15 protein-coding genes are annotated in these 12,887 nt (G+C 67.1%); 14 read left to right on the forward strand and 1 reads right to left on the reverse strand.

The window, feature by feature from the left end; genetic code table 11:
- The first annotated feature begins 97 nt into the window (after positions 1 to 97).
- Positions 98 to 454: a MerR family transcriptional regulator gene (locus tag AB0L70_RS32665; RefSeq protein WP_363690638.1), complete on the forward strand. Its 357-nt coding sequence runs from the start codon at positions 98 to 100 to the stop codon at positions 452 to 454.
- Here the strand turns inward: AB0L70_RS32665 and AB0L70_RS32670 are convergent.
- Complete coding sequence (locus tag AB0L70_RS32670) at positions 447 to 1,331, reverse strand: alpha/beta hydrolase (RefSeq protein WP_363690639.1); 885 nt, start codon at positions 1,329 to 1,331, stop codon at positions 447 to 449. The genes AB0L70_RS32665 and AB0L70_RS32670 overlap by 8 nt on opposite strands.
- Positions 1,332 to 1,465: 134 nt before the next feature.
- Between AB0L70_RS32670 and AB0L70_RS32675 the strand changes: the two genes are divergently transcribed.
- The 13 genes from AB0L70_RS32675 to AB0L70_RS32735 all read left to right on the forward strand — a co-directional run bounded on the left by AB0L70_RS32675 (position 1,466) and on the right by AB0L70_RS32735 (position 12,882).
- Complete coding sequence (locus AB0L70_RS32675) at positions 1,466 to 2,020, forward strand: CGNR zinc finger domain-containing protein (protein WP_363690640.1); 555 nt, start codon at positions 1,466 to 1,468, stop codon at positions 2,018 to 2,020.
- A gap of 56 nt (positions 2,021 to 2,076) precedes the next feature.
- The gene (locus AB0L70_RS32680; RefSeq protein ID WP_363690641.1) at positions 2,077 to 2,709 is read left to right on the forward strand and encodes a TetR/AcrR family transcriptional regulator; all 633 of its coding nucleotides are present in this window, start codon (positions 2,077 to 2,079) and stop codon (positions 2,707 to 2,709) included.
- The gene (locus AB0L70_RS32685; protein WP_363690642.1) at positions 2,706 to 3,362 is read left to right on the forward strand and encodes a DUF3159 domain-containing protein; all 657 of its coding nucleotides are present in this window, start codon (positions 2,706 to 2,708) and stop codon (positions 3,360 to 3,362) included. The genes AB0L70_RS32680 and AB0L70_RS32685 overlap by 4 nt, the downstream gene beginning before the upstream one ends.
- 204 nt (positions 3,363 to 3,566) lie before the next feature.
- A complete protein-coding gene (locus AB0L70_RS32690; protein ID WP_363690643.1) occupies positions 3,567 to 4,280 on the forward strand; it encodes a hypothetical protein in 714 nt (237 codons plus the stop codon).
- Between the two features lies 1 nt (position 4,281).
- On the forward strand, positions 4,282 to 4,707 hold the full coding sequence (locus AB0L70_RS32695; protein ID WP_363690644.1) for a phage holin family protein: 426 nt from the start codon (positions 4,282 to 4,284) through the stop codon (positions 4,705 to 4,707).
- Positions 4,683 to 5,315 carry a DUF3618 domain-containing protein gene (locus tag AB0L70_RS32700; protein ID WP_363690645.1) on the forward strand — a complete coding sequence of 211 codons (633 nt, stop codon included), beginning with the start codon at positions 4,683 to 4,685 and terminating at the stop codon, positions 5,313 to 5,315. Before AB0L70_RS32695 ends, AB0L70_RS32700 begins: the two co-directional genes overlap by 25 nt.
- Positions 5,316 to 5,504: 189 nt before the next feature.
- Positions 5,505 to 6,278 (forward strand): sigma-70 family RNA polymerase sigma factor, encoded by a 774-nt coding sequence (locus AB0L70_RS32705; protein WP_363690646.1) that lies wholly within the window; start codon positions 5,505 to 5,507, stop codon positions 6,276 to 6,278.
- A gap of 108 nt (positions 6,279 to 6,386) precedes the next feature.
- Entirely contained in the window at positions 6,387 to 7,262 is an 876-nt protein-coding gene (locus AB0L70_RS32710; RefSeq protein WP_363690647.1) for an alpha/beta hydrolase, read from the forward strand.
- 314 nt (positions 7,263 to 7,576) lie between these two features.
- Positions 7,577 to 8,785, forward strand: coding sequence for an ROK family transcriptional regulator (locus tag AB0L70_RS32715; RefSeq protein WP_363690648.1), 1,209 nt, complete (start codon positions 7,577 to 7,579; stop codon positions 8,783 to 8,785).
- On the forward strand, positions 8,785 to 10,137 hold the full coding sequence (locus AB0L70_RS32720; RefSeq protein ID WP_363690649.1) for an extracellular solute-binding protein: 1,353 nt from the start codon (positions 8,785 to 8,787) through the stop codon (positions 10,135 to 10,137). Before AB0L70_RS32715 ends, AB0L70_RS32720 begins: the two co-directional genes overlap by 1 nt.
- Positions 10,138 to 10,172: 35 nt before the next feature.
- Positions 10,173 to 11,114, forward strand: coding sequence for a sugar ABC transporter permease (locus AB0L70_RS32725; RefSeq protein ID WP_363690650.1), 942 nt, complete (start codon positions 10,173 to 10,175; stop codon positions 11,112 to 11,114).
- Positions 11,111 to 11,938: a carbohydrate ABC transporter permease gene (locus tag AB0L70_RS32730; protein ID WP_363690651.1), complete on the forward strand. Its 828-nt coding sequence runs from the start codon at positions 11,111 to 11,113 to the stop codon at positions 11,936 to 11,938. The genes AB0L70_RS32725 and AB0L70_RS32730 overlap by 4 nt, the downstream gene beginning before the upstream one ends.
- Positions 11,935 to 12,882, forward strand: coding sequence for an alcohol dehydrogenase catalytic domain-containing protein (locus tag AB0L70_RS32735; RefSeq protein WP_363690652.1), 948 nt, complete (start codon positions 11,935 to 11,937; stop codon positions 12,880 to 12,882). Before AB0L70_RS32730 ends, AB0L70_RS32735 begins: the two co-directional genes overlap by 4 nt.
- Positions 12,883 to 12,887: the final 5 nt, after the last annotated feature.

Genomic DNA, 12,887 nt, shown 5'->3' on the forward strand with positions numbered 1-12,887 from the left:
TCTGGAGGTCGCCCCCCGCTGGCCTGTTCTAACCATCTATACTAGCAACGGTGGTTAGAACAGGCGATCGGTGCGAAGTAGTCCCCGAAGGAGTCCGATGAGAATCAAAGAGCTTGCCGACCGCGTCGGGGTCTCCACGCGGCTCCTTCGCTACTACGAGGACCAGGGCCTGCTGTCCCCGCGGCGCCAGGAGAACGGTTATCGCGTCTACGACGAGGCGATGGTCGCCCAGGTCGAGCAGATTCGGGGTCTCCTCGGGGCCGGCCTGACGACCGAGATCATCCGGGCGGTGCTGCCGTGCCTGGCCGAGGCTGCCTGCTCCAGGTACGACGATCCGGAGTTCGTCGGCAGAATCGCCGCCGAACGGGATCGCCTCCAGCAGCGAGTCACCCTGCTCTCACAGAATTTGCGGGCCCTGGACAACTATCTGAACGCCGTGACCGACCTCAGCTGATCTTGCGCTCGAGGAAGTCGTGGATGAGCGGGAACACCTCGTCGGCCCGGTCCTCGAGCAGGAAGTGCCCGCTGTCGAACAGGTGGAACTCGAGGTCCGTCAGGTCGCGCTTGTAGGGGTGGGCGCCGGCCTCGGGGAAGATGACGTCGTTCGAGCCCCAGACGATGAGCGTCGGCGGCTGCTTCGCGCGCAGCCACTCCTGCACTGCCGGGTACAGACCCGGGTTGGTGCCGTAGTCGAGGAAGTAGTCGAGCTGGATCTCGTCATTGCCGGGCCGGTCCATCAGGGCCTGGTCGGTGATCCAGTTGTCCGGCGAGATGCGCGAGAGGTGCGCCATGCCGTCGGTGTACTGGAACTTCGTCGTCTCGGCGATGAGCAGGCCTCGCAGGGCGTCGCGGTTCTCGTCGGTCTGGTCGGCCCAGTAGCGCTTGATGGGTGTCCAGAAGTCGTTGTCCAGTCCCTCGTCGTACGCATTGCCGTTCTGCACGATCAGCGCGGTGACGGCGTCGGGGTGTGCGAGCGCGAGGCGCCAGGCCGTCGGTGCGCCGTAGTCGAAGACGTTGACTGCGTAGCGAGTGATGCCCAGGCGGTCGAGGAGCTTCTGCACGTGCTCGGCCGCGTTGTCGAAGGTGTACGCGAACTCGGTGTGATCCGGGGCCGAGCTCTGACCGTAGCCCGGCAGGTCCGGCGCGATCACGCGGAAGCCATCGGCGAGGTGCGGGATCAGGTTGCGGAACATGTGCGACGAGGTGGGGAAGCCGTGCAGCAGCAGCACGACAGGCGCGTCCTTCGGGCCGGCCTCGCGGTAGAAGAGCTCGAAGTCGTCGAAATTCTCGACCTTGTACTCGACGACGGGAACGAGCGTTGACGTAGGCACGGTGATTCTCCTTGTGGCAGGGGTGATGGATAGGGGTCCACAGCGGTATAACCATCTAAATGCTTGTGAACGGTTGGAACCCTACGCAGGTCCTGTCTAACCTGTCAACTTCAGTTTGGTGGTAAGGTTTGGGCATGCTGGAACGACTGCTGGTCGGAGAGACGATCTCGCTCGACCTCGTGAACACCGAATGGATCGACCGCGGCGAGAAGGTCGACTTCCTCGCCGCCGAAGGCGCGCCCGAGCTCTGGCTCCGCGAGTACGGATTCGATCCGGCCGAGGAAGACGTCGACGCTCTCAGGACCTCAAGAGCCGCGATCCGAGCGCTCCTGGATTCACCCGGCCCGTCAGCGGACGCCCGCATGAATGCCGTTCTGTCCCACGGATACGAGAGCACCTCAGTGGCGGACGGGCGACCCGCGACGACGCCCACCGTGGATTCGGGGTGGGGTGCGGCCTGGCGCTCGGCGCGGGCGTTCACCGAGCTTGTCGCGACGCATCCCGACCGGATCCGCCAGTGTGCCCATCCGGATTGCGTCCTGTACTTCTACGACACCTCGCGAAACGGCAGTAGACGCTGGCACTCCATGGAGACGTGCGGCGGCCGCAACAAGTCCGCCCGCCACTATCGCCGGCACGTGACCGACGAGAAGGCGAAGCACCACCTCGAGAGCACGCCAATGAAGTAAGAGTCGAACGCCGCAGGTAGGTTGAATACATATCGCTGTTATGTGATCATCGTGGCATGAGTCCTCAGCGTCGTGATCCCGCCGTACGGGTGTTGCTCATTGAGGCGGCCGCCAAGGTCCTGGCTGAGGAGGGCGTCGCGGCTCTGACGACGCGACGGCTGGCCCGGGAGACCGAGCGCTCGACGATGGCGGTTTACACGCATCTCGGCGGCATGGAGGAGGTCCAGCGCGCGGTCCGGGAGGAGGGATTCCTTCGGCTGGCGGCGGACATCGAACGTGCCGGGCAGACGAGCGATCCGGTGGCAGACCTCATCGCCGCGAGTACTGCGTACGTCAGGTTCGGACTGGCCAACCCGCATCTCTATCGCGCCATGGTCGTCGACCGCCCGGTGGAACAAGACGACGCGGGTGTGGGCGCTTTCGAGGAGATCGTGACCGGCCTGCGCCGGTGCATCGACGACGGCCGGATTCCCGAGGTCGAGCACACCATGGTCGTGATCTGGGCGGCTCAGGTCTGGAGCATGCGCCACGGCATCGTCTCCATGGTGCTGTCCGGCGCCGTCGCCGAGGAGCACGCCCATCACGTCCTGCTGGACATGATCCTTCGCCTGCTGATCGGGTACGGCGACGATGGGACCGCCGCACGTCGTTCGGTACGCGATGCCACGGACAGGGCCGAAGCGGTATGAGCAGGCCGGCCGCCGAAACGCGTTCGCAGTACGACGTGCGCCTGCCTGACGCCGTACGCACGGCCTGGCGGTCGCTGCGGCGGTCGGGCCTCGTCGCCCCAGAACTGCCGCCGATCCTGTTCATCGCGGTTGCCAACAGCACCGGCTTCTGGTGGGGGCTGGGAGCCGGGATCATGGTCCTCGGCTGCGTCGTGGTGATGGCGCGGCGCCAGGGGTGGCCGAAGTCGACGGTCATCGGCGGTGCCGTCGGACTCACCATCGCGGCAACCATCGCCCATGTCACCGGGGTAGCCGCGAGCGGTCTCGTCGCCGACATCTGCCTCGATCTGACCCTGGGTGGCATTCTCGTCGGCTCGGTCGCAGTGCGCCGCCCCCTGTTCGCAGTCCTGTGGAACCTGGTCCGCCGTCAACCCCCGCGACGTTCCGTCGATCCCAACGCCCGCGCGGTCTACAACCTCACCACCCTGACGGCCGGCGTCGCCCTGGTCATACGCGCGGTCGCCCTCGGCATCGTCTACCTCAACGAGGAACCCGTCGCCTGGCTCCTCATCGTCAGGGTCGCCCTGGGACTCCCCGTCACCCTCGTCGTCATAGCCGCCGCCTACGCCGCCGGAGGCATCCAGCCCAAGCACCCAGAACCCGACGAGGGGTAGAACGGGTTTGTTTGGTCGCGGGTACCTGTAGGTCAATCCAGTAGTGGTACGACAGAGTGCCATTTCGGTAAGTCCTTGTTGCGAGGCAGAGATGTTGCGCCCGTCGGCCTGAGCAGGTCGCTGTCTTTGTTGCCGTGCTTGTCGTACGGCGGACCCACGCGCGGTCTCGCGATCGAAGTAGTAGCTCCTGGAAGGAGCCGTCACATGTCTCAGACGACGAATCATTGGTCGGATGCCGAGAGTCCGCCCGCGGAGGGTGTGACCGAGACTGCCCGCGACGAAGCCGGGCAGCTGAAGGAGACGTCGGCCGAGGCCGCTCGTCAGGTTGCGGGAACCGTTAAGAACAAGGCATCGGACGTGACATCGGATGCCCGTGAGCAGACCCGGCGGCTGGTCGGTCAGACCCGTGACGAGTTGGTCGGGCAGGCGAGTCAGCAGAAGGATCGGGCCGCGAACGGTCTTCGTTCGGTCGGCGACGAGTTGCGTGGGATGGCCGAGCACGGTCAGTCTGGCCTGGGCGCTCAGCTGGCACGGCAGGGTGCCGACTTCACCGATCAGGCTGCGGATTTCCTGCAGAAGCACGAGCCTGGCGATCTGCTGGACGAGGTACGCGGGTTCGCGCGACGTAAGCCGGGCACGTTCCTGCTCGTGGCCGTGGCCGCGGGTGTCGTAGCCGGTCGCCTCACCCGCGCGCTGGCCGCCGGGGGCACCGACAGCACTGGTACGCCGACCAGCACCGGCAACGGTCTGTCCGAGCACTCACCGGCCGACGACTACCTGGTCCCGCCGCCGGCGGCGCCGATGAGCGCTCCGCCGGTCGGCTCGACGACGCCGCCTCCGATGCCCACACCGATAGCGCCGGACCCGGATCCGGGTGCACCGGTTACGCCCAGGTTCGGGCCGGGACAGGAGCACTGACATGACCATCGACGGTTCACCGTCCGACAGCGGTACGCGCCGGCTGTCGATGGACGAGTCGATCGGTGAGCTGGTCTCCCAGCTGACCACCGATCTCGGGCAGTTGACCCGCCAGGAGCTGGCGCTGGCCAAGGCCGAGCTCCAGGTCGAGGCGAAGAAGGCAGGCAAGGGTGCGGGCATGCTCGGCGGCGCGGCGTTCGCCGGCTGGATGGTGGCGCTGTTCGTTTCGCTGACGGTGATGTGGGCGCTGGACGAGGCGATGGACCTCATCTGGGCCGCGCTGATCGTCGCGGTCGTCTGGGCGGTCGTGGCCGTCGTACTGGCGATGTCGGGGCGCAAGGAGCTCCAAGAGGTCAACCCGAAACCCGACCAGACGGTCGAATCACTCAAGGAGGACGCGAAATGGCTGAAGACCCGGAAGAGCTGAAGCGCAACATCGAGCAGACCCGGCGCAGCGTCGGGCGTGACGTGGACGCCCTCACCGAGAAGGTCAGCCCCGGTCGCGTCGTCGGCCGGCGGGTCGACCGGGCTCGTGGTGGGGTTCATCGGCTGAAGGAACACGTGATGGGCTCGGCGGAGTCGATGGGCGGATCCGTCGGCGACACCGCGGGTTCGGCCGTGTCGACGGTGCAGGACGCCGGCAGCAAGGTCGGTGAGGCTGTCGGTTCGGCGCCGGACATGGCGCGGGCGCGGACTCGCGGTACGCCGTTGGCGGCCGGGCTGATCGCCTTCGCGGCCGGGTGGATCGCGGCTGCTGCGGTGCCTGCGTCGACGCAGGAACGCGACCTGGCTCAAGCCTCCAAGGACAAGGCGATGGAGGCCGCCGGTCCGGTCAAGGAACAAGCTGCTCAGGTGGCGCAGGAGCTGAAGGACAACCTTCAGGAGCCGGCCCAGCAGGCAGTCGAGAATGTCCGGCAGTCCGCCTCCGACGCAGCGTCCGAGGTAGCCGACGAAAGCCGTACGGCGGCGCAGCACGTCGCGGACGGAGCGAAGGACTCGGCGGACAACGTCCGCCAAGCCGGCACCTCGAGCTGACGTACTACACCTCGGGGAGAGGCCCCGGTACCCGCGGCAATGCATGAAATTGGCTTGGGTGGGTACTGGGGCAGAACTGTTGACCGCGGTCTAAACGTGTGCCGCGCCGTGACTACACGTCGCGAGGTCATGATGGCTGTTTCTGGGATCAGCAGGTATGAGCAGGTGGTGCCGACGCAGTGTTCGTCGGTGGCGGATCGGGCTGCGCGGGAGGCGGCGACGATCGAGTTGTTCGAGCGGCGGGCTCGGACGAGTGATCCGGCCGAGCAGCGGGAGTTGCTCGAGTGGATCGTGGAGTTGAACCTGGAGATCGCGCGGGGGATCGCGCACCGGTTCCAGCGCCGGGGTGCGGAGAGCGAGGATCTGGAGCAGGTCGCGTTCGTGGGGTTGATGAAGGCTGCCACGAACTATCGTCTGGATGCGGATACGCCGTTCATCGGGTACGCCGTACCGACGATTCGCGGCGAGGTGAAGCGTTACTTCCGCGATTGTGCGTGGACGGTACGGATCCCGCGCCGGCTGCAGGAGCTCCAGGGGCTGGTCGCGGCCAAGCTGCCGGAGTTGGAGCAGGCGCTGGGCCGGGAGCCGTCGATCGTGGAGTTGGCCGAGCATCTCGGCATCGACGCGGCGGAGATCGAGCAGGCGATGGCAGCTCGCGGTTGCTTCCGGACGTTGTCGCTGGATTGGCTCGCCGACGACAACGGGTGGAATCTGGCTGAGGTCGTGGCGGGCGAGGAGGACCTGGCGGTGAGCCAGCTGGAGGCGGTGGACATGTTGCAGCCGGTTCTGGAGGGGCTGGAAGCGCGTGATCGCCGGATTCTGGAGTTGCGCTTCATCCAAGGACTGTCGCAGTCCGAGATCGGCGCCGAGATCGGCATCAGCCAGATGCAGGTCTCGCGCCTGCTCCGCCGCATCCTCGACGACCTTCGCAACCGCTTGACCCCGGTCCCGACCGCAGCCTGACCCACCCCCGGCCGATCACGTTGCCCCCAGCAACGTGATCGGCCGGGGCGGTCCTGTTTGGGGATTAGTGCGGGTTTCTGTCGATGGCGAGTGGGAACCTCAGGAACTATGACCACGAGGCCCATGGAGACCCGAACGATCAGCGTCGACGGACGCGACATCGTCTGTGACGTGGGCGGTGACGGCGTGCCGCTCCTGCTGCTGCACGGGTTCCCTGAGACCAGGCTCACTTGGCGAGAGGTCGTTCCTCGGTTGACCGACAGGTTCCAGGTGATCTGCCCGGACCTTCCGGGGTACGGCGGTAGCGACCGGCTCGGAGAGGGTCCTGAGGCCTTCGACAAGTCGGTCGTGGCCGCGCACATGATCGCCCTGATGCGGGAACTCGGCCATGACAGGTTTGCGCTGGTCGGGCACGATCGCGGTGGGCTGGTCGCCTTCCGGGCGGCCCTTGACCACCCCGACAAGGTCACTCAGCTCGGTGTGCTCGATATCCTTCCCACCGTTGACAACTGGGCCGCCTTGCAGGGGCCGGGTGGCGTGTTCGCGTTTCATCTGTACCTACTCGCCCAGCCCAGCGACCTGCCGGAGCGGCTCATCTCAGCCGACCCGGACACGTTCTTCGGGCACTTTCTCGATACCTGGACCAAGCAACCGGATGCGATCGCGGCCGACGTGCGGGATCAGTACCTCGCTGCGACACGGCGCCCCGAAACCATCCATGCGATCTGCGACGACTACAGGGCCAGCGCGTTCATCGACCTCGCCCAGGACCAGCGCGATCAGCGCGCCGGGCGAACGCTTTCGATGCCCGTCCTCGCCGCGTGGCAAGATCCCGGCGACGTCGACCTCCCGTTCGACCCACAGAAGATCTGGTCGTCGTGGGCGTCCGACCTCCGCACGCAGATCCTTCCCTGCGGCCACTTCCTCCCCGAAGAACAGCCCGCCGAGATCGCCGAAGCAATCACCGCCCTCGCCCAGACCTGAGCGAGCTGCCCTCAGACCGGGGTTCTTAAGCGCGGCGAGCTGGCCGACGGCGAGGATCGGTTTGCGGTGCAGCGACCGGTTGACCCAGGGGCCTTCTTTCCTGGTCACGTCACTCGCCTTCGGGCATGGCGACATCGAGTACCTGCCGCCGCGCGCCCTCGTCGACGACCCGACGAAGCGGACCGTTGCCGGCGGGCCGGGCGCCCGTCAAAGCCCTCATGTAGGGAGCCTCGAACTAGCTTCCGGTCTTGCGCGGGGGCTAAGTTCAACTTACGATCAACTTCGATCACTTATTGAACTAAGAAGGATGAATAGTGGACGAAGATCTGGATGCTCTCCCGGCGTCGTCGCCGAGTTCGGCCGCGATCCTGGCGGTCGTGCGTCACACCGGGGGAGTGTCGCGCGCGGATCTGGCGACGCTCACCGGCTTGAGCAAGGCGATCGTGTCCGAGCGGGTGCGCTGGCTGGTGGGGTCCGGTCTGGTCGAGGAGACCGGCGCGAACGCCAGCACCGGCGGACGCAGGGGTACGGCGTTGTCGCTGAGCCGCAGCCGCGGTGTCGTGGTCGCGGCCGAGGTCGCGATGACCCACCTGCAGGTGACCGTCTTCTCCTTCGCCCACGAGCTGCTGTGGGAAGAGCGCGTGCCGGTCTCGATGTGGCAGGGACCCGAGCTCGTCCTCGACGAGTTGGAGCGCGCGACCGAGCGGGGGCTGGCCGCGACCGAGGCGCACCATCCGCTCTGCGGCATCGGCGTCGGCATCGCCGGCCCGGTCGAGTTCGAGACCGGCCGCACGATTCATCCGCCTGTCCATCCTGATTGGCACGACCAGCCGGTGCGTGACCGGCTGCAGCAGCGCTTCGGCGTACCAGCGCGGGTCGACAACGAAGTGAACCTGATGGCGCTGGCAGAGCGGACCGTCGGTCACGGCCGCAACGTCCGCGATCTCCTGGTGATCAAAGTGGGGTCGTTCGTCGGCGCCGGCCTGATCTCGAACGGGCAGCTGCACCGCGGTGCACAGGGCAGCGCGGGCAGCCTGGTCACCAGCCAGGGCAGCGCATATCTCGTCGAGCAGGCCACGCTGCTGGTCGGCTCGGGCCGCAGCCCCCTGCTCGCGGAGGCGACGCGAGAAGGGCAGGAGATCACCGCCCGGATGGTGGTCGACGCCGCACGGCGCGGTGACGAGGCCTCCCGTGAGTTGCTCGACAAGGCCGCCGAAAGCATCGGGCAGGTGCTGTCCGTGCTGGTCGACTTCTTCAATCCCGCGATCGTCGTGGTCGCCGGCCGGCCGGCCGACGGGAACGACTTCCTGGCCCGGATCCGCGAAACCGTCTACGGCCGGTCGCTCGCACTGGCCACCCGCGATCTGCGGATCGTCCCGTCGGAACTCGGTGACGAATCGGCCAGTCTCGGCGCGGCGATCATGATCCTCGACGAGATCACCGGCGCCGACCTGCTCACCCACACCGCCCGCCGGCTGTCCGGACCGCGCGGCACCCAGCAGCCTGTCCCAGGGAGGCACTGATGATCTCGTTCTCTGCGCGTCGCGGCCTGAGACGCCTCGGCCCGATCGCCGCCGGCACAACCCTCGCTTTGGCGCTGGCAGCCTGCGGCACGACGACCGGCGGCGGTTCCGGCGGGACCTCCGGCGGACCGAAGCCGGGTGAGAAGGCTACGTTGACCGTGGTGTCCCAGTTCGGGGACAACGCCGCACTGCAGCCGGTGCTGACGAAACTGAACGAGGCCTACGAAGCCAAGCATCCCGAAGTCACCGTCACCATCCAGTTCCTGTCGGCCGATGACGAGCAGAAGACCCTGCCCACCGCGTTGGCCTCCGGCTCCGGTCCCGACATCTTCGACTACGACGCGGCGCCGTCGGCGCTCGGCGAGCTCGCGACCAACGGCCTCGTGGCCCCGTTGGACGCGTACGCCGGCAAGTACGGCTGGACGAAGAAGATGCAGCCATCGGTCCTGGACCGGGCCAAGTACGCCGGCAAGCAGTACGGCGTTCCACGGTCGAGCGAGGCGGTCGGCCTGTTCTACAACACGGCGATCTTTGCCAAGTACCGGATCGCAGCGCCGACGACGTACCCGGCCTTCCTGGCGGCCGCCGACCGGCTGAAAGCGGCCGGCGTCACGCCGATCGCCTTCGGGAACAAGGATCAGTGGCCGTCGTCGCACCTGATCGGCGCGGCGCTGCATGCGAACACGCCGGTGCAGACGATCCGGTCGCTGGAGTCGCTCGACGGAGTCGCGACCTGGAGTGATGCCAGCGTGCAGGCATCGCTGGCGATAGCCCGGTCCTGGGCCGCGAAGGGCTACCTGAGCAGCAACTTCAACGGTGTCGCCTTCGACGACGCGTTCAAGTCCTTCTACACCGGCCGGGCCGGCATGTTCGTCGAAGGCACCGGGGTGACGCCCGACATTCTCCAGAACGCGAGCAGACCCGGCGACTTCCGCTTCGTCTCGTTTCCGATGATCAACGGTTCCTTGAAGCAGCAGGCCGAGGGCGGAGTCGGCGGCGCCTGGTCGATCTCGGCATCGTCGAAGGCGGCCGACATCGCCGCCGATTGGATCGACTTCGTCCACTTCTCCGACACCGCCGAGGCCGCCTGGCTGAAGGCCGGCGTGCTGCCGACCTCCACCTTCGACACGAGCAAGGTCGACGTCGCTCCGCTGCTGCAGGAGAACGTGGACGTCGTACGGGCGGCGCAGAACGGCGGTGGCGTCGGCGCCTGGACCGGCTACACCTCGAGCGCTCTGGTGACCGAGGCCTGGAACGGCGCCGCGCAGCAGTTCCTGGGTGGCGGCCGGGACGCGGCCGCGCTGGCCGCCGTTCTCGACGACGCACTGAGCCGGGCGCGCAAGAAGAAGTAGCCCCGTCCGAGACCGACACCAAGGATTGAGCAGCTGTGAGCACATACACCTCGCTTGAGCGACAAGTCGCCGTCGCACCGCGGCCGCCGGGGCGGACCGGCCGGCGTCATCACGTCAGCCACGGCAAGGCGATCGGCTACGGGCTGATCCTGCCGGCCGCGGCGATCTATGCCGTGTTCACGGTCTGGCCGATCCTCCAGACGGTGTACTTGAGCTTCACCGACTGGAACGGGTTGTCGCCGTCGCAGTCGTTCGTTGCTTTCGACAACTACAGGGAGCTGGTGGGCGACGTTCGCTTTTTCGGCGCCCTGCTGAACAACCTCGAATGGGTGGCCGGAAGCTGGCTGGCCCAGGGGCTCGGGCTGATCCTGGCCGCGCTGCTGTCGGCGTCCTGGATCCGGGCCCGGACCCTGTTCCGCACGGTGCTGTTCATCCCGGCCACCATGTCCCTGGTCGTGGTCGGCATCGCCTGGAACCAGATCTATCAACCCGACACCGGCATCCTGAATGGGACGCTCGAGGCCACCGGACTGCACGGCGTGGGCTGGCTGTCCGGCCAGCACACCGCGATGCCGGCCGTCATCGCCACGGCCAACTGGACCTACTACGGCTTCGCGATGGTCATCCTGCTCGGCGGGATCCAGTCCATCGACCGCAGCCTGTACGAGGCGGCATCGGTCGACGGCGCCGGCCCGGTCAGCCAGTTCGTCCATGTCACCATGCCCGGGATCCGCAACCAGATCACCTTGCTGCTGGTGCTGTCGTTCATCAACACGCTGAAGACCTTCGATCTCGTCTACATCATGACCAACGGCGGGCCGGGCCACGCGACCGAGGTCGTTGCCTACTACATCTACTCGCTCGCGTTCGTCACCCATCAGGTCGGCTACGGGGCCGCGGCCGCCGTGGTCCTGACCCTGCTCGTCCTCGTCATCACAGTCGTGTTCCTGCGGCTGCGGGAGAGGAACGACCGGTGAACCGGACAGCCGGCTCGGCCAGGATCTCCGCTCACGCAGCTCTGGTGGTCGTCTCGATCATCTCGGTCGTACCGCTGGTCTGGGTGCTGCTGCAGTCGGTCCGGACGTCCAACGCCACCTCGCTCGACCCGTTCGCGTTCGAGTGGCCGCCGGTCTTCCGGAACTACCTGACCGCGTGGAACCAGGCGCACTTCTCGCAGTACGTCCTCAACAGCGCGATCGTTGCCGTCGGCACCGTCGCGCTGGTACTGGCCGTCGCCTTCCCGGCGGCGTACGCGTTGACCGTCATGAAGCTCCGGCTGACCTCGGCGGTGTTCTACACCTTCCTGCTCGGCCTGATGATCCCGGTCTGGTCGGTGGTCATTCCGCTGTTCTTCCAGCTGCGCAACATGGGCCTGATCAATACCCGCCTCGGCGCGGTCCTGGTCGAGACCGCGATGGGGATCCCGTTCGCGATCTTCCTGCTCAGAGCGAGTCTGCGGGACCTGCCGCGCGAGCTGGTCGAAGCGGCCCGGATCGACGGCGCCGGCGAGCTGCGCACGCTCTGGTCGATCGTGCGCCCGGCCGTGCAGCCGGCCTTGCAGGCGGTCGTGATCCTGCAGTTCATGACGTCGTGGAACGAGCTGGTCGTGCCGCTGTTCTTCCTGCAGACCGACGATGTGCGCACCCTTCCGATCGGCCTCACCTTCTTCCAGGGCCGATTCACCACCGACACCTCTGTCCTCGCCGCGGGCACCACGCTCGCCGCACTGCCGGTCCTCATCATCTACGTCGTCCTCAACCGCCAGTTCATCCAGGGCCTGACCGCAGGAGCCGCCAAGTGACCGCGACCATCTACGAACTCACCCGTCCCGGCAACGGCCGGCTCGTTCCGCAGAAGCTGCCCAGCCCGGGCGTCAACCAGGTCCTCGTCCGGGTGCACACCGTCGGCGTGTGCGCCAGCGATCTGCCGACATGGGCCGGCGAGCAACCGGCGTACCCGGTGCAGCTCGGGCACGAACCTGTCGGCGAGGTGGTCGAGGCAGGTCCAGGCGCCGACGTGAAGGTGGGGTCGCTGGTCGGCGGCCGCATCGAACCGTCCTTCGCGACCTATGCGACCGCCGACGTCGCGGATGTCGTCGTGATCCCCGACGGCGTTGATCCCGCGGTCGCGCTTCCCGAGCCGGTCGGCTGCGTCGTCGAGGGCTACCGGCGTACGCGGCTCTTGCCCGGGGCGAGCGTTGCCGTCATCGGCGGTGGGTTCATGGGATTGATCATGGTGCAACTGATGGCGTCATCACCTATCGAGAAGCTTGTCGTCATCGACCCACGCACTGACGCCCGAGACGCGGCCTCGGCCTGCGGTGCCGGCGAGGTGTACGAGCCTGCTGCGGTGCCGGCCGTACTGCGGCACGGTCCCGACAGCCCCGCGACCCACGGCGTCGACGTCGTGGTGGAGGCCTCCGGATCCCAAGCAGGGTTGGATCTTGCCGGAGACCTGGTCCGCCCGCACGGAGTCCTGTCCATCCTCGGATACCACCAAGGTCCCCGGCAGGTGGACGTGGAGAACTGGAACTGGAAGGCCCTCGACGTCGTGAATGCCCACGTACGGGATCAGCGCCTGCTGCGGGAGGCGACCCTCGCCGGACTCAGCCTGCAGCAGGCCGGACGCCTCGACCTGCACAAGCTGGTCACGCATCGTTTCCCCGCCGACCGGATCGACGAGGCGTTCGAAACACTTCGCAGCAAGCCACACGGCTTCATCAAGTCCGTCGTCGACTTCAGCTGAGGACG

It is taken from the genome of Kribbella sp. NPDC051952 (assembly GCF_040680855.1).
Lineage (GTDB): Bacteria > Actinomycetota > Actinomycetes > Propionibacteriales > Kribbellaceae > Kribbella.

Bases quoted from the DNA above. Each gene is read 5' to 3' on its own strand.
- AB0L70_RS32720 (WP_363690649.1), top strand. From the start codon at position 8,785: ATGATCTCGTTCTCTGCGCGTCGCGGCCTGAGACGCCTCGGCCCGATC.
- AB0L70_RS32710 (WP_363690647.1), top strand. From the start codon at position 6,387: ATGACCACGAGGCCCATGGAGACCCGAACGATCAGCGTCGACGGACGC.
- AB0L70_RS32690 (WP_363690643.1), top strand. From the start codon at position 3,567: ATGTCTCAGACGACGAATCATTGGTCGGATGCCGAGAGTCCGCCCGCG.
- AB0L70_RS32695 (WP_363690644.1), top strand. From the start codon at position 4,282: ATGACCATCGACGGTTCACCGTCCGACAGCGGTACGCGCCGGCTGTCG.
- AB0L70_RS32675 (WP_363690640.1), top strand. From the start codon at position 1,466: ATGCTGGAACGACTGCTGGTCGGAGAGACGATCTCGCTCGACCTCGTG.
- AB0L70_RS32680 (WP_363690641.1), top strand. From the start codon at position 2,077: ATGAGTCCTCAGCGTCGTGATCCCGCCGTACGGGTGTTGCTCATTGAG.
- AB0L70_RS32665 (WP_363690638.1), top strand. From the start codon at position 98: ATGAGAATCAAAGAGCTTGCCGACCGCGTCGGGGTCTCCACGCGGCTC.
- AB0L70_RS32700 (WP_363690645.1), top strand. From the start codon at position 4,683: ATGGCTGAAGACCCGGAAGAGCTGAAGCGCAACATCGAGCAGACCCGG.
- AB0L70_RS32685 (WP_363690642.1), top strand. From the start codon at position 2,706: ATGAGCAGGCCGGCCGCCGAAACGCGTTCGCAGTACGACGTGCGCCTG.